The organism is Nonomuraea sp. CA-143628, from assembly GCF_050942315.1.
Lineage (GTDB): Bacteria > Actinomycetota > Actinomycetes > Streptosporangiales > Streptosporangiaceae > Nonomuraea.
Genome location: NZ_CP192072.1, coordinates 9,519,367 through 9,541,401, shown reverse-complemented (window position 1 = coordinate 9,541,401; position 22,035 = coordinate 9,519,367). Strand labels below are relative to the sequence as shown.

The following is a 22,035-nucleotide window of genomic DNA, read 5'->3' as shown; positions in this document are numbered from 1 at the left end:
GCTCATCAGGTCGGCCGCATCAGCCGGTCCAGCCTCATGGTCAGCTCGTTGGCGACGCTGAGGATCTCGTTCATGTTGCCGTGGGCGTCTGCCTTGATGTCCTGAAGCAGGGCGTTCAGCTCGGGCGTCTCCTGCTTCAGCGCGTCGGGGATGGCCGCCGCCGCGCGCTCCTGGGCGGCGGCTCGCGCCTGGCTGAACGCCACCCTGATCGCGGCGGCCAGCTCGTACGAGGAGAGTCGCATCGCCCTCGGGTCGATCACGAGCCCGACCAGGTCGCTGGTGCCGTCGACCTCCGCCTTGACGAGGCCGTTCGCCGCGACGCCGGTCTCCCGCAGGGCGGCGAACTGGTCAAGGAAGTCCGGGGACTCGTCGTTCATGCGGTGGGGTCTCCAAGCAGCATGGTGCGGTCAGCGCCTCTGGTGGCGCAGCCAAGATCCTAGGAGGCGGCCTCGGCGCTCTCCGTCAATGATCATCAGAGTTCATCGACGGTTAACCACGCGTTCTGGCCGGTCCGAGACGGACCGTTTTCTTTCTCTCGTTTCTCTCTCGCCCGAAGGGCGGATCCCTCCGAAGGGACCCCAGCCACGACGGACCGTCACAGTGATCGAGACGGTCGTGTGACGGACGAAACACCCGCCGGACCCCCAGGGAGCGGAAGAAGGCGGCGGTCCGTGGTGGCTGGGGTCCCTGGAGGGGGACACCCTTCGGGGGAGCGGAAGACCCGGCGTGGACCCGCTCCCAAGGGACTAGCCGAGGGCGTGGTCGAGGTTGAAAGCCGCGCTGATGAGCGCCAGGTGGGTGATCGCCTGCGGGAAGTTGCCGAGTTGCTCGCCGGTGTGTCCGATCTCTTCCGCGTACAGCCCCAGGTGGTTGGCGTAGGTGAGCATCTTCTCGAAGGCCAGGCGGGCTTCGTCGACGCGGCCGGCGCGGGCCAGGGCTTCGACGTACCAGAACGAGCAGATCGAGAACGTGCCCTCCGGCCCCTCCAGGCCATCAGGGCTGGCTTCGGGGTCGTAGCGGTAGACCAGCGAGTCGGAGACCAGCCCGCCGCCGAGGGCGTCGAGGGTGGACAGCCACTTGGGGTCCGTGGGGGAGACGAACTTGGCCAGCGGCATCATCAGGATGGACGCGTCCAGGACGTCGTCGTCGAAGTGCTGGACGAACGCCTGCAGCGAGGTCGACCAGCCATGCTTCATGATCTGGTGGTAGATCGTGTCGCGGGCCCGCCGCCAGCGCGGTATGTCGGCGGGCAGCCCCCGATGGGCGGCCATGCGCATGGCGCGTTCGATGGCCACCCAGCACATCAGCCGTGAGTAGACGAAGTCCTTGCGCCCGCCGCGGGTCTCCCAGATGCCTTCGTCGGGTTGGTCCCAGTTCTCGCAGACCCAGTTGATGAGGGTGCAGACCTGCTCCCAGCGGTCGCTGGAGATGGGGTTGCCCCATTTGTTGTAGAGGTAGATAGAGTCGAGGAGTGCTCCATAGATGTCCAGTTGGAGCTGGTTGACGGCGGCGTTGCCCACGCGGACCGGCGCGGACCCCCGGTAGCCCTCCAGGTGGTTCAGCTCGGATTCGGGCAGCTCGCTGCGTCCGTCGATGCCGTACATGATCTGCAGCGGGCCGGTACTGCCGGGGCCGGTGAGCGGGACATGCGTGGACAGGAAGCCCATGAAGGCTTCGGCCTCCTCGGTGAAACCGAGCCTGAGCAGCGCGTACACGCAGAACGCGGCGTCGCGTACCCACACGTAGCGGTAGTCCCAGTTACGTCCGCCCTTGACCTGCTCGGGCAGGCTGGTCGTGGGCGCGGCGACGATCCCGCCGGTCGGCGCGTAGGTGAGCAGCTTCAGCGTGAGGGCCGAACGGTGGACGACCTCACGCCACCGGCCCCGATAGCGGGAGGCGGACAGCCACTTCCGCCAATAGCGCACCGTGGCGGCGAACTGCTCCTCCGCCTCCGCGATCGGACAGGGTCGTGGGGTGATCCCGTCGCCGATCCGGTCGAGGGCGAACACGGCGTGCTCGCCCTCCTTGAGCTCGAAGCTCGACCAGGCGTCCCGTCCGTCGGTTTCGACGGGCACGCTGGCGGACAGCGCGAGGGACAGGGACTCCGACTCGAACGTCGTCCGGGACCCGTGCTGCTGGACGGTGTGGGCTTGCCTGGCGTAGTCGAACCGGGGAGCCACCCGGGCGCGGAACGGGAGGGCGCCACGGACGCAGGCCACCCGGCGGATCACCCGGTGCCGGTCCACCTCGTCGGAGTCATCCTCGATCGGCATGAAGTCCTGGATCTCGCCCACCCCGTCGACGGCGAAGAAGCGGGTGATCAGGACATTGGTGTCGGGGAAGTAGAACTGCTTGGTCTTCGCCAGAGTGTCGGCGTACAGCTCGAACGACCCGCCCTTGTCGGCGTCCAGGATCGAGGCGAACACGCTCGGGGCGTCGAAGCTCGGGCAGCAGTACCAGTCGATCGTGCCGTTGGTGCCCACGAGCGCGACCGTGCGCAGGTCGCCGATCAACCCGTGCTCTCCGATCGGTAGGTACCGCGAGTCCTCGGGGTAGCCGCCTGGTCCAGCCGTCATACCTGTTCCCTGCCACGATTCCGGGAAAATATGCAGGTCAGAGCGTGCTGATGCCGATCCGCTCAAGCTGCTGACGGTGGTGGGGGCATGCCGTACGAAGCCCCCATCGTCAGGACCCGCTTCTCCAGATAGAGGCACATCATCTCTGTCACGGTGTCTCTGTTCTGCGGCGTGAGGTGGAATGTCTCCACCGCTTCATGTTCCTTCAGGACATCGACCCACGGCTCGGCGGGGGACATCACCGTGCCTAGGATAAGGCACGGGCTTTCGAGCATATCGAGTACGACCTGCCGAAACGCCGCCGAGTACAACTGCATGGGCCCGATCTCGTCCACCAGCACGATTCCCCCTGGATTGCTCGACAGGGAGGCACGCAGGGCGGGCACGGCGACGCCGTCCAGGAATTCGAGGTCCACGCCGTATTTGAGACGTCCATGGCTGAGCAGCCGCCCCACGCGCATATCACTGTCCGAATCAATGGACGCGAGCCGGCCTGACCGGCCGTCCAGCATCTCGATCTCGAAGCCCACCCGCTTGCCGTCTGTTCGCCGCTCGGTGGCGTAAAAACCCTCGACGCTCTTGGGGGCCAGTCTGGTCACGACGTTTCTCAAGGCCGTCGTCTTGCCGACCTTTTTGACGCCAGTAAAGAGCAGTGCCCTACCCATGATCACTCCCCGGAATGAGTAGCCGCGGCAGGCCGGCGCCCTTGAGGTCGCCCCAGAGGACCGGATTCTGGCGGCCATTGCTGTAGTCACGCACTTGATGGAAGACCAGGTCGTACAGACTGGCCAGACCGATGACGTTCGTCGCCCCCGGACTGCGTAACTGTTCGAGCAGGTAGTAGGAGAACACGCCATGTCCGAGAGTGCCGTCTTCCCGCGCGACTTCGTCGTCGGCGCAGGCCGACAGGAAGATCGTTCCTGAGCCGAGCGGCAGGTTTTCCAGCCGGATCCGTGGTCTGTGCGTTCGGCGCTGCTCCGCCAGCAGGGGACCGGTTATCCCACGCCCATCGGAGTAGCCGGAAAAACAGGCATCGAGGATGAAGACCACGAGGCGCGCATTGAGCCGGCTGGCCAGCCGGGCCAGATCTGTATGCACCTCGATGGCGCTCGAAAGCAGCGCATGCCGCTGGGTGTCATGGCAGACCAAGAAGCGTGACACTTTATCGAGCCCGGGATGAATTTCGGGAGAGCCGTGCCCGGCGAAGAAGATCAGCACCGCGTCACGGGGATCGACGATCCGTGCCAGTCGCACTCCGACAAGGTCGATGATGCCGGACCGAGTCGCCTGATCGTCCACGAGTGAATGCACCTGCACGCTGGACGCGTATAACGCCTGCCCGAACAATTCGGCGAAGGCGAGCGCGTCCGCTCGGGCATATGACAGGTCGGGGATCGTTATATCGGCATACTTGTTCACGCCGATGAGCACCGCATGAAGCCGGGTCATTCGCGACCTCCCGCCGAGCGGTGTTCGAGATAGTCACGCAGAGCCTCCGCCGCCAGCAAGTCGCCATATCCCAGGAGCGCCGCCCCATCGGGGACGGGATATGAGTAAGAAGCGTGGAGCTTGGCGCGAGAGGCCGCCACCTGGTGATACTTCGAGCCGTCACGGAGGCGAACGACAGCCAAGGAGGTCACTTTCAGCAGCGCGTCGGCGGTGTCGGACAGCATCGTCACCGACTGCTTCTCGCCCTGATGCCCCAGCCCCAGCATGCGTCGCGCGGTGTTGGCTTCGGTGACCACTCCGTCCAGGCCACCCAGAATCTCCGCGACCTCGGTCAGCGCGTCGAAGAGCCGATAGAAGTCGTGCGGCACCACGTCGAGCACCACGAGGGCGCCACTCCGCCTGGCCTCGGCGGCAGCCCCGACGACCGCCGCGAACCGTGGTACGGAGCGGGAACGAAGACAAAGCCCCGAGATCCAGACGAGATCCCACGGCCCGGATTCGCCGGCGCGCACGAAGTCGCTCGACAAAGCGTCATTGGCACTGACCGAGGACGTGAACATGTGGCGTGCGCCGGACGCGTCGTAAGCCACGAGGGTACGAGCCGTGGGAGCCGTCGTACTGCGCTGAATCCGGCACTCGAACGGTGCCGCGGCCAGCACCTCGCCGATGATCTCGCCGGCGGCATCCTCGCCTACCGAGCCGACGACTGTAGGGGAGAGCCCGAACTGTACGGCCCGTCTGGCGAATTGGTACGCCGTGCCACCTACCTGGTCGGCGATGGGGCCGCGTACCAACAGTTCGCCAGAGGCGGCGACGCGGGACCAGCTTTCCGGCAGGCGGTTCTCGACGACGGTATCCAGACACAGGTCGCCCATGACGAGCACCCGAGGCGGGTCGTTCACCGCTCTGTTCCCGTGGGCATGTCGAGGATGTGGCCGTGATTGATCTTGTCCCGGTAGTAATCACGTAGCTGTGGATGGCGTGCCAGGTCGACCGCCACCGGCAGCAGATTCGCTACCTTTATCCCGTCTCCAGCAATGGCACTGGCTTTGGCCGGACTGTTGGTCAGCAGACGGATGGACGTCACCCGCAGGTCGTACAGAATGGCGGTCGCCTGCTCGTAGTGCCGCTGGTCGTCGCCGTAGCCCAGCCTCCGGTACGCCTCGGTTTGCGGGATGCCCTCCTCGGCGGACAGTTGAGTGGCCAGCATCAGCGCGAAATGCCCGTTGGCTCGCCCCTCCTGATCGAGCCAGATCACCACCCCCCTCCCGTGCTCCTGGATCGTCGCCTGCGAGGTGGCCATCTGCTCGCGGCAGTCGCATTCGATGCTGTTGAACACGTGGGCGGAAATGCAGGCCGAGTGGACCCGGCACGGCACTTCCTCCTGGCCGCTCACCTCGCCGTGGACCAGGGCGACGCTCTCCGCGACCCCGTCGTAGTAGAGGATCTCCCGCCAGCTGCCGAATTTGGTCGCCAGCGGGCGCTCGGCGAGTCTGACGATCGCTCTTGGCATGCCGCTACTCCAGATTGTCGGGCAGTTGTAGACCGGCCTGTTTCCGCAATATCAAGTTCAGGGCCATGACATGGCTGCAGGTGGCGTGCACCGCGAAGAAGTCGCACGTGCACGACCAGGAGCCGGCCTCGAAGCTGATATGCCGCTCATCGTGTTCGGATCGCATGGTGACCTGTAGCGAGTCAAGACAGAACCTGTCCTGCTCCCGGGCGTAACGCTCCGCCTTCTGCCACTTGGCGGCGACCGCCGCTGTCATATCAGGCATTGTTTTCCGTTTCTTCATGGGTTTCCAGCCAGTTCTGGATCTCCGTGGTGAGTCCGATCCGCAGGACCCGGCTCTCCGTCAGAGCGCTCCGCGCTTTGTGCCGGGCGCTTTCGCGAGCGCTGTTGGCCCAGTCGAGGAGCGCTTGGCCGAACTGGGCGTGCACCAGCCACACCTGATCACCGAGCGTCTCGGAGATCTGCCGGCTCTCGGTGAACAGCCTTTCCGCGTCTGCGGTCTGACCGGCCTCAAGAGCGAGCTTGGCCATTTGGAACAGAGTCGCCTGCTCCATCACCGGATCTCCGGCCAACTGCTCCAAGTGCAGCGCCTCCTCGTACAGAGTCCGGGCGGAGTCGGTCCGGCGCGCGGCGTGTTCTATTCGCGCCCGCTCATGAATGGTTTTGGCCAGGGCTCCGTCATGACCGGCGCGGAGCCGGTTCTCGTATACGCGAGTGAACAGCTCCCGCGCCTCATCCAGCCGGTCCTTGCGATAAAGGATCTTGGCGATTTGGTGATCGATGTCAGAGATCGCCTCTTCGTCGTCGGCCAGCCGACGCGCGTCCCGATAGACGGTCTCCGCCTGATCGAAATCGCCCATCCGGTAATGCACCTGGCCTACCCCGCGAAGTGCCCGCAGCCAGAGACCGCGGGCGTCCGCCTCCTTCGCCAGGAACGCGGCCTGCGTGTAGGCGTCTTCCGCGTTCGTGAAAGCGGCAAGCCGATATTCCACCAGCCCACGGACGATGAGGAAGGCCGCCTGACGCATGTGATCACCGGACCGGGACGCGGACCGGACGGCGGCGTCAAGCAGGTCGAGCGCCAAGGGCCAGGGCCCTCTGCGGATCAGCGGGAGGTCCCGGTGGCCCACCACCGTTTCGCAGTAGCTCAGGATGTCCTGCCAGAGCCCCAGGTCTTCGGCGACGCGCAGCGCTCTGCGGATGTTGCCGGACTCGTCGGCGGGATAGTCGCCTTCGTTCGCCAATGCCAGCTGTTGGGCGAGTTGCGATCTTATGAGGTCGCTCATCTTCTCTTGGGACAGCCCCGCGTGCCGGCGTCGCAGGTGGGCGACAAGGAGCGAATGCATGACGCAGCGCGTGCCGCCTCCCGGCTGGTCGTGGCGGTCGATCAACGCGGCGCCATGGAGCTCGTTGAGCGCCGCGTCGAGCCGGGATCTGATGGTGGGGGTGAGCTCACGGCCGCCCATCGCCACATGCCGCCATGCTGATTCTTCGGCTCCGTCCTCGAAGACGGCCCAAGCGTCGAGGAGGTCGCGCACCGCGGGAGTGCGCTCCTCCAGAAGAGTGATCACTCTGCCGAGCATCTCGCTGTTGACCGCGAGTGGCCCACCACCGCTCAGTCTCAGGAGATCGCCTCGCATCTCCGTCCAGCGCTGTCCGAGTTGCAGAAGAGAAGCTGTGTACTCGATGGTCTTCGGATGCCCGAAACACAGCCGAGAGGCTTCGGCTACGTGCTCATCCGCGCCCACCAGCCTCCTCGCCCTCTCGGTTCCGCCCAGACAGGCGACCATGAGTTCGCGGGACGCGTCCTGGGGCAGCCCTGTCACGGTGATCCAATTCGCACCGATGATGCTCTGCAGCTCGGCGCGGTGGGTGTAGGAAATGAGCACGGCACGTCCGCCGAGGCTGGTGTCCCAGGAGCTCAGTAACGCTATGACCTCGGCGAGGACGGATTCGGGCGCCTCATCGATGTCATCGAAGATGAGGAGGAAGCGGCCGCGCGAGAGTCGCATGGCGACTTCTTCGGGCCGCATGGTGCCTTCCCCTTTCGGCCAGCCCAATACCTCGGCAAGATCGGATGCCGCGAAGCTGCCCCGTAGCGAGAAGTAACCGATGCCGCCACGAAAACGCCAACCGTAGCGATTGGCCATTGTTTGTACTATGGTCGTCTTTCCGTTTCCGGTGATTCCGACAAGGCCGATGTAAGGACTTCCTCTGTCTTCGTCGAAGAGCCGGTGATAGAGGGCGAGCAGTTCGTCGGCTCGATCGACGACCGCGCGGTGCTGCGTCGGCACGTTCGCCGGAGGATTGCAGGCGAAATAGTTGGGGCGTCCGCTGGTCGGCATGGCCTCGAATGCGGGCGTGCTTTCTCGTGGCCCGCGGACCCGGATGGGATCCGCCGTATTTCTCAGGGGAATACGGCGAAGCACGGCTTGCGAGGCGCTGTTGACCACCTGGCTGAGCGGGGTCCTGGTGAAAAGGAGTCCGTAGATTTCCTCGATGGCGCGCAGGGCGTCACGCCTGCTGATGCTGCCGGCCACGGAGATGGTGGTCAGGTTGCGATTGGCCAGCGCGAGCCGGTCGGCGAGGCTCTCGGTCGAGCAGCCGTTCAGGACGAGCAGACACTGCTGACGGTTGGGAAACGCGTCGGCGAACTCGTCTTCGCCCACCAAGATCGCTGTGCCGTCACGGTCTTCGAACTCGATTCCGCCACCACTATGAGCGGCCACGTGAACAATGTCGAACTTGTCGGTGGCCAGCGCGCGCCTAAGGTTGCTGATGGTCGGCGGCGTTAGGCGGAGGATGTCCACTTCCGCCCCTGCTTCCTCCATGGCGGCGGTGACGTGCGCAAGCTCGGTTTCCGGGTGAAGCCGCCCAGGGTCGTTGATAGGCGACGGCGTGACCAGGAGCAGCCGTATTGGCGCGGTGCTCGCCGCCAGGGCCTCGATCAATGTTACGGGCGTTGTCACGCTCGCCTCCCAGCATGAGGGGAAGCCCTAAATTATGCGGCCGCTCGCTTAGTCTAGACGGAAACTTCGATCAGAACACCGGCAACGTTTTGATGGAGACCGCGCTCCGAAGGATGTGTGCTTTATTGCGCTGTGCCCGCTTTGCGCGCATCACTGGTAAATGATCAGCGGGTTTTTTCGGCCCGCTTCTGAGCCTATGCTTTCTTTGTGCTCCCGCCTGCCAGGATGACCTCCGACCGCTTGGTCCAAGTAGTTCATCCTTCGTGGAACAGCCGAGAGACAGTCGAGGGTAACGAGCATGATTTCGCAGGTCAGGTTGGGGAGAGGTGTCGCCTTATCGGTCGGCGTCCTGCTCCTGGCCATGTCGGGTGCCACCGCCGCCGGAGCCGCGACCTCCGCCACCGCCAGGGCTGGGACGGTCGCCGTCGCGTCGCCCATCACCGTGAAGACGGCCAAGGACACCTATCTCAGCCAGGACGCCCCCACCCGGACCCACGAGACCTACACCTGGCTGTCGGTCTGTGCGGCGACGTGTGACGGCAAGGCAGGTTCGGAGCGCCGCGCCCTGGTCGCGTTCACCCTGAGCGGTGTGCCCTCGGGGGCCAGGAACGTCAAGCTCTCGCTGGAGGTGACCGCCGCCCGCACCACCGATACCACGATCGCCGCGAGCAAGGTCACCGGAAGCTGGGCCACGGCCACGGCGAACTGGAGCAACAAGCCGGCCTTCGGCCCGGCCATCGCCACCGCCAAGGGTCTGGTCAAGGACGCGACCAAGAAGCTCGACGTCACCTCCGCCTACACCGGCAACGGCACCTATGCCTTCGGGCTCACGTCCTCGGCGGGCGCGCAGGGTGTCCTGCACTCGTCCCACACGGCCACGAACGACGGCCCCCGGCTGGTCGTGACGTACACGACGGCCACGGCGACCCCCACTCCCACGGCCACGGCGACCCGCACGGCCACCCCAACTCCCACGGTCACCCCAACGGCCACCCCGACCGGCACGTCCGCGGACACCGGACCGCTGCCGTTCGATCTGCCGGCGAAGGCCAGGCTGCGGGCCTCCGCCAAGAAGGTGTTCGCGCACTACTTCACGCCGTACCCCGTCTCCTTGGACAACAAGGAGAGCAGCGTCGACTACTACACCAAGAACTATCTCAACCCGGCCGGCGAGAGCGGCAAGCACGCGGCCTACGGCGGGCTGCTGCGCGACCGCCCGCAGCCGCGCGCCGTGCGCTCCGGCGACTACCAGCTCCAGGACATGGAGAGCGAGGTCAAGACGGCCGCCGCGGCGGGCATCGACGGCTTCACCGTCGACATGCTCTCGCTGTCCAGTGCCAACTGGACGCGGCTCAAGCTGCTCGTGAAGGCGGCCGAGGCGGTCGACACCGGCTTCACGATCGTCCCGATGCCCGACATGACGTCGTTGTCGGCCGACGCCGCGACGCTCGCCGCCTCCCTCGCCGAGCTGGCCACGTCGAAGTCGATCTACCGCCTGGCGGACGGCCGCGTCGTCGTGTCGCCGTTCAAGGCCGAGGCCAAGACCGCGGCCTGGTGGGCGGACGTCATCGACATCATGAACATCAAGTACGGCATCAAGGTCGCCCTCGTACCGACGTTCCTGAACCTCTCCGCCAACGCCGCGGCCTTCGCCCCCATCAGCTACGGCTTCTCCAACTGGGGCAACCGCAGCCCGGCCGGGCAGTCGGGCATCGCGAGCAACATCAAGAAGGCGCACGACCTCGGCAAGATCTGGATGCAGCCGGTCTCCGTCCAGGACGAGCGCCCGAACCAGAGCATCTACGACGAGTCCCTGAACACCCAGAACCTCCGCACCACGTGGGAGGGCTCCATCGGCAACGGCGCGGACTGGGTCCAGCTCACCACCTGGAACGACTTCTCCGAAGGCACCCAGTTCACCCCGTCCCCGCACAACGACTCGTCCTATCTGGACATCTCGTCGTACTACCTGACCTGGCTGAAGACCGGTACGGCCCCCGCGATCGTCCGGGACACGATCTACCTGACGCACCGCACCCAGCTCGCCGCCGCCAAGCCCACGGGCGGTCAGACGAAGCTGATGGCGCCCCGCTCAGGCACCAGCACGCCCAGGGACAGCGTCGAGATCCTGTCGTTCCTCACCGGCGCCGCGACCGTGAACGCCACCATCGGCGGCACGGCCAAGACCTACCAGGGCAAGGCGGGCGTACAGGCCCAGCTCTACCCGCTGGCCAACGGCACCAACAAGGTCTCCGTGGTCCGTTTCGGGACGACGACGGCCACTGTCACCTCCCCCTGGACCGTGGTGGCCGCCCCCGTGGTGCAGGACCTGCAGTACCACGCGGTCAGCAGCGGCCGCTGATCGCCGAAGGGCCACCCGAGGCAGTCCTCGGGTGGCCCTTTCGCGCGTTCCTCCTTCCGGCTCTCAGCGCTTCCTTCCGGTCGTCAGCACCTCCTGCCGCTGTTGATGCATCGCACGACGTTGCTCATGAGCTGCTTCGACATCACCTCGATGGCGCCCGCGTGGTCGGTGTTCGGGCTGTTCCCTTCGCTGGGGGCGCTGTCCACCATGAAGGGGACGTTCGTACCGTCGGGCTGGGTGTTGGGCACGTCGTCGTAGACGAGCGTGACGCGCAGCTGCGGCACCGCCTGGGTGTCGGCCGGGCAGGCTCCGTTCTCGTCGGGGAAGACGACGTGGGTACGGTGGTCCGCGCTGTCGAGGTTCTGGCCGTCCCAGCAGCTGGGCATGTCGAAGACACGCATGAGGTTGCTGCCGGACGGGCAGATCGGATACTTGTCGGTCAGCCTGTTGGCGAAGCCGGTGCAGCTCCACGTGGGCCGGGCATTGGTCGCGTCGCCAGGCGCGTCACTGGGTGCGGCACTGGCGGTGTCACTGGCCTTGGCACTGGCGGTGTCACTTGCTTTGGCACTGGCGGTGTCACTTGCTTTGGCACTGGCGGTGTCACTTGCTTTGGCACTGGCGGTGTCACTTGCCTTGGCACTGGCCGTGTCAGTGGGCATGTCGCTCGGCATCTCACTGGCCGTGTCGCTGGGCAGGTCGGTAGGCACGTCAGTGGGCAGGTCGGTGGGCACATCGGTGGGCAGGTCAGTGGGTACGTCACTGGCGGTGTCGCTGGGCGCGTCACTGGCCGTGTCACTGGGCCTGCCGCCGCTCACCGCCTGCGCGTCGCCGGTGATCAGCCTGAGGAACTGAGGCGCCGCCGTGACCTTCGACATGGCGTTACCACGGAACTGCAACTGCACCAGGGACGGCCGCACGGCGTTGCCGTCCGCCCCGCCTACCCGCAGGACCGGCCAGAAGTAGGTCGACCTGTCGGCGCGGATGCGGCAGGTGGTGTCCGAGGCGGCCAGGCTCTCGTTCGTGGAGAAGGCGTCAGTGGACACATTGCCCACGTAGTCGTTCAGTTGCTGGCCACCCTTGGCCACACCTGGAGCGGTGATGACGTTGTCGCTGTTGGCGTGACCCTCCTGGGGCGTGCCGCACCTGGAGACGAAGGAGCCGCTGGAAGCGGTCCTCTGCTGCTGCTGCACGGGGTCGACCGACTGGATGTCGACGAAGTCGTCGGCCGTCGGCCCGCCCGCCGCCTTCGTGCTCGCGCTCGCGCTCGGCTTCGAGGTCGCGGCGCCGCCGCTACCGAGCGTGCACTTGGCCAGGCCGTCCAGCCCGGTGGGGCGGTCGGCGACTCGTCCGATGGCTGTGGCGATGCGGTTGATGGTGGCTGTTCGCTTGTCGGCCAGGGGGCCGAGGATGGCGTTCTGTACGAAGTTGGGGCCGCCTTCCCCTGCTGAGGTGGCGAGTCGGTTGTTGGCTTCGTTGATCTGTGTTTGCAGGAGTTTGAGGTTGCGGTCGACTTCGGCTTGGGCCTGGGCGGGAATGTCGGGAAGTTTGCCCGCTACGTCCGGGCAGGTGATCTTGTTCCCGCCGGTGGCGGGGGGTGCGGTCGCATTGTCGGACGGCGGTGTGGTCGCGTTGTCGGATGGCGGTGAGGTGGGGGACTCTGAGGCGTCAGGGTCCTGGGTGGCGGGGGCGGTCGCGCCGCCGCCGTTGCCGAGTTTGCAGGTGGCCAGGCCGTCCAGCCCGGTGGGGCGGTCGGCGACTCGTCCGATGGCTGTGGCGATGCGGTTGATGGTGGCTGTTCGCTTGTCGGCCAGGGGGCCGAGGATGGCGTTCTGTACGAAGTTGGGGCCGCCTTCCCCTGCTGAGGTGATGAGTCGGTTGTTGGCTTCGTTGATCTGTGTTTGCAGGAGTTTGAGGTTGCGGTCCACTTCGGCTTGGGCCTGGGCGGGAATGTCCGGCAGTTTGTCGGCGACGTTCGGGCAGGTGATCGTGTCCGCGCTGGCGGACAGGTTCACCATGTTCCGCGACTGCCCGGATAACGTGCCACCCGCCAGAACGAGGGCGACACCTCCGACTAGGGAAACGACTCCCAGCCATGGCCTGAATGGCTTGCTCCCCGAGGCATTCGCCATACGGGAACTCCTCCCGGATTGATGACGTGGGCGGGAAAGCCCGCTTTTCATCAGATACGGGAGCATCGGCGGCATGGTTCACCCGGATGGAGAAGTCGCAGGTCAGAACGGCGATTCGGGCCTGATGGCGAAGGCCGCGTCGTCGTCGGCGTTCGCGGACAGGATCGCAGCAGTTGGGGGCCATAGGTGGCGTGAGCGGTACGAGAGTCGCGGCAAGAAATGGCGATGACGATCCACCTCGTCACGCGTCGTCCTGGGAAACACGGCGGCAAATTCGCTCGCTCCTTCGAGCTGATAGCGGTGGCGCGTCCCGCCTGGGTATTTGCCCTTTCAATCGTTCAGTGGGATATCGCTTCAGGACGGTCATTGAACAGCGCTATGGCGCAATCCAACGTGTTATCGCCGGATCGGGCAATGCGAATTCCGGCGGATGGAATCTTTGTTTCTACGTAGGGGTCCGGGCGACGTCGGGCGCGGTCGGTGTCGCGATGGCTCTATGCACCTAACCAAGCGCTTGCTACGCTCCGCTCATGCTGTCCACGATCGTCTGGGGCACCGGCAATGTCGGCCGTGCGGCCATCCGTGCCGTCGAGGCTCATCCGGCACTGACACTCACGGCCGTACTCGTGCACGATCCCGGCAAGGTCGGCCGCGACGCGGGCGCGCTCGCCCGGCTCGACCATGAGCTGGGGGTCGCGGCGACCGACGACGTCGAGGCGGTGCTGGCCGCCGGCCCCCGCGCCGTCGTCTACGCGGCCTCCGGCGACATCCGCCCCGACGAGGCGCTCGCCGACATCATCAGGGCGATCCGGGCCGGTGCCGTGGTCGTCACCCCCTCGTTGTACGCGCTCTACGACCAGCGCAACGCCCCGCCGGAGCTGCGGGAGCCGGTGCTGGCGGCCATCGCCGACGGCGGCGGCTCGCTGTTCGTCTCCGGCATCGACCCGGGCTGGGGCAACGACGTGCTGCCCCTGCTGATCAGCGGACTCGGCGGCACCGTGGACGTGATCCGCTGCCAGGAGATCTTCGACTACTCCACCTACGACCAGCCCGACTCGGTCCGGTACCTGGTCGGCATGGGCCAGCCGATGGACTACGAGCCGCCGATGATCGCGCCGACGGTCCCGACCATGGTGTGGGGCGGGCAGGTACGGCTGATGGCCAGAGCCCTCGGCGTCGAACTCGACGAGATCCGCGAGAGCCGCGACCGGCGCCCGCTCGACGCCACGGTGCGTACGGAGACGATGGGCGAGTTCGACGCCGGCACCCAGGGCGCGGTCCGCTTCGAGGTGCAGGGCATCGTCGAGGGCGAGCCCCGCATCGTCATCGAGCACGTCACCCGCATCCACCCGTCCTGCGCGCCGGACTGGCCGACGCCGCCCGACGGCCACGCGGCGCACCGCGTGATCATCGAGGGCCGCCCGCGCATCGAGGTCACGATCGAGGCCACCGACGAGGGCGGCAACCGGGCCGCGGGCGGCAACGCCACCGCGGTCGGCCGGCTGGTGAGCGCCATCGACTGGCTCGTGGCGGCCGGACCCGGGCTCTACGACGCGCTCGACGTCCCACTGCGCCCCGCGATCGGCAAACTCGGGAGGAAACAACCATGAACCTCGACATCCCCGAGGGAAAGGACGCGATCGAGTACGTCTGGGGTGAGATGGTGCCCGGCATCGGGACCGCCGCCTCGCACTTCTCCCTGTCGGTGTACGCCCACACGACCCTCGGGCTCCGCGAGTTCGAGGCGGCACGGCTGCGGATCGCGCAGATCAACGGGTGCGCCTTCTGCCTGGACTGGCGTACCGAGCGGGACGGGCAGAAGGTCGAGGAGGAGTTCGCCGACGCGGTGACCCAGTGGCGCACCACCGACGCCTTCGACGACCGCACCCGGCTCGCCGCCGAGTACGCCGAGCGGTACGCCCTGGACCACCACGGCCTCGACGACGAGTTCTGGACCCGGATGACCGCGCACTACAGCCAGCTCGAGATCGTCGAGCTGAGCATGAGCATCGGCTCCTGGCTGGCCTTCGGGCGGCTCAACCACGTACTGGGCCTCGACACGGTGTGCCGGCTGCCCAGCGGCCGTTCACCCGTCACCCGGCGGACACGCTAGATCTTCTCCAGCCTTCACCAGACTTCTTCAGGCTTCTCCAGGCGCGAGCTGCAGCAACAACCCTGTTCTCATCCCGTCGAGAGTAAGGAACATCGGATGAGTGACAACACCCCGGGCGAGGCCGGTTCCAGAGGTGTCTCGCGTCGTGGATTCATCGCCGGAAGCGTGGGCGCTCTGGCCCTCGCGGCCAACCCTGCCGCGGCCCAGGCCGCGGCTCGGGCGGCGGCCGGTCCGATCGCCAACGGGGCTCACGTCCAGGCCCTGGTGGTCGGCACCGGGTACGGCGGCTCCGTGGCGGCACTGCGTCTCGCCCAGGCGGGTGTGGACGTACACATGATCGAGATGGGTATGGCCTGGGACACCCCCGGCTCAGACGGCAAGATCTTCTGCAGCACGCTCGCCCCGGACAACCGCTCCTACTGGTTACGTACCAGGACCAAGGCGCCACTCAACTACTTCCTCGGCTTCCCGATCGACCGGGACATCTCCCGCTACACCGGGGTCCTGGACGCCGAGGACTTCAGCGGCATCACCGTCTACCAGGGTCGCGGCGTCGGCGGCGGCTCGCTGGTCAACGGCGGCATGGCGGTCACCCCCAAGCGGGAGAACTTCGCCGCCATCCTCCCGTCGGTCAACGCCGACGAGATGTACAACACCTACTACCCGCGGGCCAACGCCGGTCTCGGCGTAGGCACGATCCGTTCCGCCTGGTTCGACTCCACCGACTGGTACCAGTTCGCCCGCGTCGGTCGTAAGCACGCCCAGCGGTCCGGCTTCCCGTTCGTCTTCGTACCCGACGTGTACGACTGGAACTACATGGAGCAGGAGGCAGCCGGAACCGCCACCAAGTCCGCCCTGGCCGGCGAGATCCTCTACGGCAACAACTACGGCAAGAAGTCACTCCAGAAGACCTACCTCGCCCAGGCCAAGGCCACCGGCCGGGTCACCATCTCGCCGCTGCACAAGGTCACCTCTGTCGCCCCGGCGGCCGGTGGCGGCTACACGGTCGTCATCCAGCAGATCAACACCACCGGTGACACCACGGCCACCAAGACCGTGACCGCGGACCGGGTGTTCTTCGCCGCCGGCAGCGTCGGCACCAGCAAACTGCTGGTCAAGCTGAAGGCCACCGGCGCGCTGCCCAACCTCAACAGCGAGGTCGGCAACGGCTGGGGCGACAACGGCAACGTCATGTGCGGCCGCGCCAACCACCTGTGGGACCCGACCGGCGCCTCCCAGTCGACCATCCCCTGCGCCGGCATCGACAACTGGGCGGCCGGTGGCGCGTTCGCCGAGGTCGCGCCGCTGCCCACCGGTATCGAGACCTTCGCCTCGTTCTACCTGTCGATCACCAAGAACCCGAACCGCGCCCGCTTCTCCTATAACGCCACGACCGGTCAGGTCGATCTGAACTGGCAGACCGCCTGGAAGCAGCCGGCCATCGACATGGCGAAGTCGATCTTCGACAAGATCAACGACAAGGAGGGGACGATCTATCGGACCGACCTCTTCGGCGTCTACAAGGTGTGGGGCGACCACCTCACGTACCACCCGCTCGGGGGCGCGGTCCTGAACAAAGCTACCGACAACTACGGACGACTGGCCGGGTATCCGGGCCTGTACGTCATCGACGGCTCGTTGATCCCCGGCAACACCAGCGTCAACCCGTTCGTCACCATCACCGCGCTCGCGGAACGGAACATCGAAAAGATCATCGCCACTGATTTGTAGCGAGTGAGTGTGAGCGAGTGAGCGGTCGGTCGATCGGTTGCTCCAGGAGGGGCTGCGGCCTGCCCGCCGCGGCCCCATTCCCTGCGCGTCTGGTGGCACCGGTAAAGCGGCCGACGCGTCGGGTGGCAGCGGGTAAAGCGGCCGACGCGTCTGGTGGCGCCGGTAAAACGGGTGGCGGCGTGCTCGGTTCGGTGGGCATCGTGGCGGGATGAGCGCATCGCGCGGTGAGGCGCTGCCCGCTGACTACGACGACGATCCGGGCCGTTTCGCGGCGAACCAGCGGGCGACGTCCCGGTTCTCGGCGGGCGACATCCATCCCCTGGTGGCCGCCCGGCTGGCGGAAGAGCGGGCCCGTCCGGTGCTGGACGTCGGCGGCGGCAACGGGGTGCTGGGGCGGCTGCTGGCCGATGCCGGTGTGCCCGCGGTCGTGCTCGACGCCGCGGCGTACGTCGTACAGGCGCCTCGGCCCGCGGTGCGAGCCGACGCGCTGGCGCTGCCGTTCGCTGACGGCGTCTTCGGCGGTGCGGCCGCGCTGTGGATGCTCTACCACTTCGCCGACCCGGCGCGGGTGCTGACCGAGGTCCGCCGGGTGCTGCGACCTGGAGGGTTGCTGGCGGTCTCGGCGCCCAGCCGGTGCAACGACCCCGAGCTGTCGTCGGTCCTGCCGAACTGGGGGCGGCCGTTGAGCTTCGACGCTGAGGTGGCGCCCGCCGTCGTCGGCGAGGTTCTGGACGTGGTGGGGGTGACGTCCTGGGACGAACCGGGGGTGAGCCTGCCCGACCGGGCGGCCGTCGCCCTCTACCTGAGGGGCCGCGGCCTGTCGGAGTCGGCGGCACGCGACGCTTCGCTCCGCGTGGCCACCCCGCTGCGGGTGACCAAGAGGGGATCACTCGTCTGGGCCCGCCGCCGGGCGCGCGATTCCTGAGGGTTTCCCCGACCTCGACGACGCAGCCTGCGCACAGACCCGGACCCCATGCCGACCCCGCCGTCCCGTCATCAGGTGATGTACGGGCGACGGCGGGGTTCCGGTTCCGGAGGCGTCAGGTCGCGTTGGTGTTCTGCGCGGCCTGGTAGACGGCCATCGCCTCGTTCCCGAAGAAGGGGCCGAACATGAAGTCCGGGGCGAAGTCGTACTTGAAGCTGTTGACGGAGTTCAGCCAGCCGAGCCCGGTGGACTCGTTGAACCCCTGGAACCACGGGCCGCCGCTCGCCCCGCCGGTCATGTTGCAGCGCAGCCCCTGATCCCGGGTCTGAACGGTGTCGTTGAACGCGCGCCCACTGCAGTAGATGAGCCTGGAGCCGTCGAACGGCGCCGCCGCCGGGTAGCCGAAGGAGAACATCTGCCGCTGCCTCGGCTGGTTGAACGCCACCCCCTGCCCGCCCACGACGTCGGTCAACGTCCGTCCCTGCAGCGGCGCGACCACGACCGCCGCGATGTCGAAGTTGATGTCCTCGTTGGCGTTCCACTGCTGCGTGGTCAGCATCCTGCTGGCCACCCAGGTGCCGAACGGCCGCCGCCCGTTGTCGAAGCCCGGGATGAACACCCAGTTGCGGTGGGCCGCACCGTCGATCTTCACGCAGTGCCCGGCGGTCATCACGACGCTCTCGTTGGCGCTGGTCACCGCCGTACCGGAGCAGGAGGCGTTGCCGCCTTCGGCGGTGGTGAAGAAGACGCGACCGGTGGTACGTACGACGGCGCCGCCGTCCGTCCACCGGAGGCCGGGGCTGTTGGGCACCCGGGCCCCCTGCTGGGCGGTGGAGGCCGAGGCGGTCTGGACGCGCGTCGCGCCGCCGCTGGTCCACGGGCGCTGGGTGATGGTGGCCGAGGCGCCGCGGGTCGCCCACGGGGTTCCCTGGGTGGGCCCGCTCGACCGATTACCACGTCGCGGCGTGGGCGTATCCAGCGGCTGCGCCGCCAGTGTGCGCTGCTGCGTCCAGTACTGCAGGACGTTCCTGCGTTCCGCCGAGGAGTCCGTGGCGGACCATCTGACGGGCCTGGGGTCGAGGCCGGTCCCGCTCCTGGCCTGGGCGGCGCCCGCTGGGACCAGGGCGCCTGCCACGGTGAGCGCGACGGCGGAGAGCAGGGCGACTCTGCGGTGCATACATACCTCCCGAAACCGGAATCTGCCGTCAGGAGGTACGTATGGCAGCCGCCATCTTCCTCAAGTCATGCGTATTCGGGTATGGCAGCATTACCGAGCGATTGGGCGGCGATACTGCGGGTTATTTCGGGCATGCCGCGGAGGAGCCGGATCAAGGCCTCCTGACGCCGTGCTTCACAATGTGATGCCATGAATCCCGCCGCCCCCGAGGCCGTATGGCCGGCGCCCACCGACGTCGAACGTGACCTGTACGCGGCCAAGACGCGCGGCGACTGGGCCGCGTACTTCGACGTCCTCGCCGGTACAGACCTGTATCACGCGATGTCACGCGCCCAGGCCGACGCCAAGCCGGGCTGGCTTCACTACAACGCCGCGTACTGGGGCCCTCGGCAGGGAAGCCCTCTGAGTCTCGCGTTCGTCACCGAAGGGATGCTTCCGGCGCCCGCGCCCGACCCGGTCTTCTTCGAGGTCGACCTGGCCCAGCTGGCCCAGGACTGGCCCCAGGACGACGAGTGGCTGGCCATCAATCCCGGCACCCCGTGCGAGGCGTTCTTCCCCGCGACGGCCGCCCATCGGCAGACGTGGCGCTGGCATGCCGACCGGATCTCCAGCACCCGCCGCAACCAACTGCGCACGCTGTGGGTCGGGGGCCCGCTGCACGGCGACGTCGCCCACGGCCTGGCCTGCGGGGCGCTGCTCTGCGTGAACAACGCCTCGCTCTGGAACGCGATGGGCTGGCACGGCACCGGCTATGTCCGTGAGCGGAGACGCCTGGAGGAGTGGTGGGAGATCACCAGCCGGGAAGGGTGGCAGCAGGCCCAGGAGGAGCTGCTCAAGGGCCGGATGAGCAGCTCGGTCTGGGGATTCGTGCTGCGGATCCGCAGTACGCTCGCCCGCGACTTCGGCGGCGCGGTCGAGGTGGATCACTGGCGCCAGGTGACGTCACGGGTCATACGGCACCACGCCGCGGAGGACGCGACCACCTCTGATTCCGAGGCGGAGGCCGAGGTCGCCGGAGCGCAGCGGCTCATCGGACGAATCATCCGCTACGAGGCGCGATTCCGTGCGGACGGGCTGCTTCCCGAGGGCGGGTTCGTACGCACCGTTGAGGCGTGGGACTACGGGCGGGCGTCGAAGATGGCCCGCTGGGGACTCGGTGCCCGCTACTGCGACCTGGTGGAGGCCGAAACGGCGGTCCTGCGCGCGGGCGCGGTCAGCCGGCTCAACTACCGCTCCTGGGTGGAGTTCTCCGCCGCCTACATCCTGGGCCGCTGCCTCCACTTCGACGAGGAGGAGTTCGGCGACTGGTACGGGGAGATGCTCAACGCCCACCGAATCCTGACGACCGACCCGAACAGTCCTTGGCTCAATATCCCCTTCAAGCGATGAAGGCGCCCTGACACCCCGAAGCCGCTGGTCACCGAGCGCCGAGCGGACGGCCGCAGAGCCCGTCCGGTCGGCGCTCGGCGTTGTGACGTCTTCATGACATCACAGTAGCTGGCGCAAGGCACTTGCCATGACGTCATCATGACGTCATAGTTGCGTCATGGACCTCGCGCCGTACGTAGATCACCTCCGCCGCGAACTCGCGGCCACCGCCCGAGCGGGCGACGACGACGCCCGCGCGATCGCCGAGCGTCTCGCCGCGGCGCTCGAGCCGGCCACCCGGCTCGCCCTGCTGGAGGCGCTCTCCGCCGCCGCGGACGAGATCACCCGTGATCTCGCGCCGGGCTCGGTGGAGGTGCGCCTGCGTGGCCGCGAGCCCGGCTTCATCGTGACGCCACCGCCCGTCGGCCAGCCGTCCGGGGACGTGGGCGAGACCGCGTCGTCCAGGGTGGTCGACCTGGGCGCCAGAGCGGACGAGGGCGGGACCTCGCGGATCTCGCTCCGCGTCCCCGACCAGCTCAAGCCGCGCATCGAGGAGGCGGCCGCCGGAGACGGGCTCTCGGTCAACACCTGGCTGGTCCGCGCGGTCTCCGCCGCGCTCGAACGCGACGGGAGCCGGCACCGGGGCGCCCAGACCGTTCGGAGCCACACCGGCTGGGTGCGCTAGCCGGGCTCACGACCACGCGTTCCGGTAAGCGGAACACCGCCGAATCCAGCCGCCGAATCCATGCCGCTGAATCCATGAGGGAAACGCCATGCCAACCTTCGACACCCCCGAGCCCATCGTGGCCATCATCGATCTGGCGACCGCCAACGTCCGGATCAACGCGAGCGATCGCACCGACACCGTCGTCGACGTACGCCCGAGGGACGCGTCCAACGACGCCGACCGGCAGGCCGCCGAGCAGGCCCAGATCGAGTACGCCGGTGGCAGGCTCCTGGTGAAAGTGGGCAAGCCCCGGGCCGCGTCGCTGTCCGGGTGGAGCGGCTCGATCGACATGCTGGTCGAGTCGCCCAAGAACTGGGCCCGTTCGCTGCTCGGATGGGACGGTTCGGTCGACGTGACGATCGACCTGCCGGCCGGCTCGCGCGTCGACGCGAACGGGACGGCGGACTTCCGCTGCAGAGGCCGACTCGGCGACGTGAAGTTCACCGCCTCCTACGGCGACATCCGGCTGGAGCGGGCGGGCCGGCTGCAGCTGAAGACCGGCTCCGGCGACATCTCGGTGACCCGGTCGGCCGGGCACGCCGACATCTCCAGCGCCAACGGCACCATCCGGGTCGGCGAGATCGACGGCACGGCGGTGGTCAAGACCTCCAACGGCGACCTCGTCCTCGGCGCGGTAACCGGCGAGTTGCGGCTGAACACCGCCTACGGCGACATCATCGTCGACCACGCCCTGGCCGGCGTCGCCGCCAAGACCGCCTACGGCAATGTCCGGATCGGCGAGGTGGTGTCCGGGGCGGTCGTCCTGGAGACCGCCGGCGGCCGGCTCGAACTCGGCATCCGGGAGGGCAGCGCCGCCTGGCTGGATGTGAGCTCCCAGTACGGCACCGTCGACGTCGACCTGGACGCCTGCGACGGCCCGGCACAGGCCGACAAGACCGTCGAGGTGCGTGCGCACACCGCCTACGGCGACATCGTGATCCGCCGTTCATAACGCGGAAAACGCCGAAAACGAAAAACACCGAAAACAAGGAGAGA

Annotated in this window: 20 protein-coding genes; 10 read left to right on the top strand and 10 right to left on the bottom strand. The window is 67.4% G+C overall.

The window, feature by feature from the left end:
- Window positions 1-5 precede the first annotated feature (5 nt).
- From ACQP2T_RS43350 to ACQP2T_RS43315, 8 genes are all read right to left on the bottom strand, one after another.
- Window positions 6-377: a YbaB/EbfC family nucleoid-associated protein gene (locus ACQP2T_RS43350; protein ID WP_433510670.1), complete on the bottom strand. Its 372-nt coding sequence runs from the start codon at window positions 375-377 to the stop codon at window positions 6-8.
- Between the two features lie 369 nt (window positions 378-746).
- Window positions 747-2,576 carry a glycoside hydrolase family 15 protein gene (locus ACQP2T_RS43345; protein WP_433510669.1) on the bottom strand — a complete coding sequence of 610 codons (1,830 nt, stop codon included), beginning with the start codon at window positions 2,574-2,576 and terminating at the stop codon, window positions 747-749.
- Between the two features lie 62 nt (window positions 2,577-2,638).
- The gene (locus ACQP2T_RS43340; RefSeq protein WP_433510668.1) at window positions 2,639-3,241 is read right to left on the bottom strand and encodes a nucleoside-triphosphatase; all 603 of its coding nucleotides are present in this window, start codon (window positions 3,239-3,241) and stop codon (window positions 2,639-2,641) included.
- Window positions 3,234-4,025: a caspase family protein gene (locus ACQP2T_RS43335; RefSeq protein WP_433510667.1), complete on the bottom strand. Its 792-nt coding sequence runs from the start codon at window positions 4,023-4,025 to the stop codon at window positions 3,234-3,236. Before ACQP2T_RS43335 ends, ACQP2T_RS43340 begins: the two co-directional genes overlap by 8 nt.
- Window positions 4,022-4,909 carry a carbohydrate kinase family protein gene (locus ACQP2T_RS43330; protein ID WP_433510666.1) on the bottom strand — a complete coding sequence of 296 codons (888 nt, stop codon included), beginning with the start codon at window positions 4,907-4,909 and terminating at the stop codon, window positions 4,022-4,024. The genes ACQP2T_RS43335 and ACQP2T_RS43330 overlap by 4 nt, the downstream gene beginning before the upstream one ends.
- A gap of 14 nt (window positions 4,910-4,923) precedes the next feature.
- Window positions 4,924-5,538 (bottom strand): hypothetical protein, encoded by a 615-nt coding sequence (locus tag ACQP2T_RS43325; RefSeq protein WP_433510665.1) that lies wholly within the window; start codon window positions 5,536-5,538, stop codon window positions 4,924-4,926.
- 4 nt (window positions 5,539-5,542) lie between these two features.
- On the bottom strand, window positions 5,543-5,794 hold the full coding sequence (locus tag ACQP2T_RS43320; protein WP_358544357.1) for an SWIM zinc finger family protein: 252 nt from the start codon (window positions 5,792-5,794) through the stop codon (window positions 5,543-5,545).
- A 1-nt stretch (window position 5,795) separates the two neighbouring features.
- The gene (locus tag ACQP2T_RS43315; RefSeq protein WP_433510664.1) at window positions 5,796-8,507 is read right to left on the bottom strand and encodes a tetratricopeptide repeat protein; all 2,712 of its coding nucleotides are present in this window, start codon (window positions 8,505-8,507) and stop codon (window positions 5,796-5,798) included.
- Between the two features lie 298 nt (window positions 8,508-8,805).
- Between ACQP2T_RS43315 and ACQP2T_RS43310 the strand changes: the two genes are divergently transcribed.
- A complete protein-coding gene (locus tag ACQP2T_RS43310; RefSeq protein ID WP_433510663.1) occupies window positions 8,806-10,869 on the top strand; it encodes an endo-1,3-alpha-glucanase family glycosylhydrolase in 2,064 nt (687 codons plus the stop codon).
- Window positions 10,870-10,952: 83 nt separating this feature from the next.
- Here the strand turns inward: ACQP2T_RS43310 and ACQP2T_RS43305 are convergent, their stop codons facing one another.
- Window positions 10,953-12,884 (bottom strand): DUF1996 domain-containing protein, encoded by a 1,932-nt coding sequence (locus ACQP2T_RS43305; RefSeq protein ID WP_433510662.1) that lies wholly within the window; start codon window positions 12,882-12,884, stop codon window positions 10,953-10,955.
- A 339-nt stretch (window positions 12,885-13,223) separates the two neighbouring features.
- On the opposite strand from ACQP2T_RS43305, the gene ACQP2T_RS43300 reads away from it, so the two are divergent.
- The 5 genes from ACQP2T_RS43300 to ACQP2T_RS43280 all read left to right on the top strand — a co-directional run bounded on the left by ACQP2T_RS43300 (window position 13,224) and on the right by ACQP2T_RS43280 (window position 17,767).
- On the top strand, window positions 13,224-13,451 hold the full coding sequence (locus tag ACQP2T_RS43300; RefSeq protein WP_433510661.1) for a hypothetical protein: 228 nt from the start codon (window positions 13,224-13,226) through the stop codon (window positions 13,449-13,451).
- Between the two features lie 77 nt (window positions 13,452-13,528).
- Window positions 13,529-14,608 carry an NAD(P)H-dependent amine dehydrogenase family protein gene (locus ACQP2T_RS43295; RefSeq protein WP_433510660.1) on the top strand — a complete coding sequence of 360 codons (1,080 nt, stop codon included), beginning with the start codon at window positions 13,529-13,531 and terminating at the stop codon, window positions 14,606-14,608.
- Window positions 14,605-15,111, top strand: a complete 507-nt coding sequence (locus tag ACQP2T_RS43290; protein WP_433510659.1) for a carboxymuconolactone decarboxylase family protein — start codon at window positions 14,605-14,607, stop codon at window positions 15,109-15,111. Before ACQP2T_RS43295 ends, ACQP2T_RS43290 begins: the two co-directional genes overlap by 4 nt.
- A gap of 96 nt (window positions 15,112-15,207) precedes the next feature.
- Complete coding sequence (locus ACQP2T_RS43285) at window positions 15,208-16,842, top strand: GMC oxidoreductase (RefSeq protein WP_433510658.1); 1,635 nt, start codon at window positions 15,208-15,210, stop codon at window positions 16,840-16,842.
- Window positions 16,843-17,050: 208 nt separating this feature from the next.
- Window positions 17,051-17,767: a class I SAM-dependent methyltransferase gene (locus tag ACQP2T_RS43280; RefSeq protein WP_433510657.1), complete on the top strand. Its 717-nt coding sequence runs from the start codon at window positions 17,051-17,053 to the stop codon at window positions 17,765-17,767.
- Between the two features lie 115 nt (window positions 17,768-17,882).
- Here ACQP2T_RS43280 and ACQP2T_RS43275 read toward each other — a convergent pair whose 3' ends face one another.
- Window positions 17,883-18,944 (bottom strand): trypsin-like serine peptidase, encoded by a 1,062-nt coding sequence (locus ACQP2T_RS43275; protein ID WP_433510656.1) that lies wholly within the window; start codon window positions 18,942-18,944, stop codon window positions 17,883-17,885.
- 41 nt (window positions 18,945-18,985) lie between these two features.
- On the opposite strand from ACQP2T_RS43275, the gene ACQP2T_RS43270 reads away from it, so the two are divergent.
- The 4 genes from ACQP2T_RS43270 (at window position 18,986) to ACQP2T_RS43255 (ending at window position 21,991) form a co-directional block, all read left to right on the top strand.
- Window positions 18,986-19,129, top strand: coding sequence for a hypothetical protein (locus tag ACQP2T_RS43270; RefSeq protein WP_433510655.1), 144 nt, complete (start codon window positions 18,986-18,988; stop codon window positions 19,127-19,129).
- Window positions 19,130-19,133: 4 nt separating this feature from the next.
- A complete protein-coding gene (locus ACQP2T_RS43265; RefSeq protein WP_433510654.1) occupies window positions 19,134-20,333 on the top strand; it encodes a DUF1266 domain-containing protein in 1,200 nt (399 codons plus the stop codon).
- Window positions 20,334-20,490: 157 nt separating this feature from the next.
- Window positions 20,491-20,997 carry a hypothetical protein gene (locus ACQP2T_RS43260; RefSeq protein WP_433510653.1) on the top strand — a complete coding sequence of 169 codons (507 nt, stop codon included), beginning with the start codon at window positions 20,491-20,493 and terminating at the stop codon, window positions 20,995-20,997.
- Between the two features lie 88 nt (window positions 20,998-21,085).
- Window positions 21,086-21,991: a DUF4097 family beta strand repeat-containing protein gene (locus ACQP2T_RS43255; protein WP_433510652.1), complete on the top strand. Its 906-nt coding sequence runs from the start codon at window positions 21,086-21,088 to the stop codon at window positions 21,989-21,991.
- Window positions 21,992-22,035 lie beyond the last annotated feature (44 nt).

Coding starts and splice junctions, on each gene's coding strand:
- ACQP2T_RS43350 (WP_433510670.1), bottom strand. CDS start 377: ATGAACGACGAGTCCCCGGACTTCCTTGACCAGTTCGCCGCCCTGCGG.
- ACQP2T_RS43345 (WP_433510669.1), bottom strand. CDS start 2,576: ATGACGGCTGGACCAGGCGGCTACCCCGAGGACTCGCGGTACCTACCG.
- ACQP2T_RS43340 (WP_433510668.1), bottom strand. CDS start 3,241: ATGGGTAGGGCACTGCTCTTTACTGGCGTCAAAAAGGTCGGCAAGACG.
- ACQP2T_RS43335 (WP_433510667.1), bottom strand. CDS start 4,025: ATGACCCGGCTTCATGCGGTGCTCATCGGCGTGAACAAGTATGCCGAT.
- ACQP2T_RS43325 (WP_433510665.1), bottom strand. CDS start 5,538: ATGCCAAGAGCGATCGTCAGACTCGCCGAGCGCCCGCTGGCGACCAAA.
- ACQP2T_RS43320 (WP_358544357.1), bottom strand. CDS start 5,794: ATGACAGCGGCGGTCGCCGCCAAGTGGCAGAAGGCGGAGCGTTACGCC.
- ACQP2T_RS43310 (WP_433510663.1), top strand. CDS start 8,806: ATGATTTCGCAGGTCAGGTTGGGGAGAGGTGTCGCCTTATCGGTCGGC.
- ACQP2T_RS43305 (WP_433510662.1), bottom strand. CDS start 12,884: ATGGTGAACCTGTCCGCCAGCGCGGACACGATCACCTGCCCGAACGTC.
- ACQP2T_RS43300 (WP_433510661.1), top strand. CDS start 13,224: ATGACGATCCACCTCGTCACGCGTCGTCCTGGGAAACACGGCGGCAAA.
- ACQP2T_RS43295 (WP_433510660.1), top strand. CDS start 13,529: ATGCTGTCCACGATCGTCTGGGGCACCGGCAATGTCGGCCGTGCGGCC.
- ACQP2T_RS43290 (WP_433510659.1), top strand. CDS start 14,605: ATGAACCTCGACATCCCCGAGGGAAAGGACGCGATCGAGTACGTCTGG.
- ACQP2T_RS43285 (WP_433510658.1), top strand. CDS start 15,208: ATGAGTGACAACACCCCGGGCGAGGCCGGTTCCAGAGGTGTCTCGCGT.
- ACQP2T_RS43280 (WP_433510657.1), top strand. CDS start 17,051: ATGAGCGCATCGCGCGGTGAGGCGCTGCCCGCTGACTACGACGACGAT.
- ACQP2T_RS43275 (WP_433510656.1), bottom strand. CDS start 18,944: ATGCACCGCAGAGTCGCCCTGCTCTCCGCCGTCGCGCTCACCGTGGCA.
- ACQP2T_RS43270 (WP_433510655.1), top strand. CDS start 18,986: ATGGCAGCCGCCATCTTCCTCAAGTCATGCGTATTCGGGTATGGCAGC.
- ACQP2T_RS43265 (WP_433510654.1), top strand. CDS start 19,134: ATGAATCCCGCCGCCCCCGAGGCCGTATGGCCGGCGCCCACCGACGTC.
- ACQP2T_RS43260 (WP_433510653.1), top strand. CDS start 20,491: ATGGACCTCGCGCCGTACGTAGATCACCTCCGCCGCGAACTCGCGGCC.
- ACQP2T_RS43255 (WP_433510652.1), top strand. CDS start 21,086: ATGCCAACCTTCGACACCCCCGAGCCCATCGTGGCCATCATCGATCTG.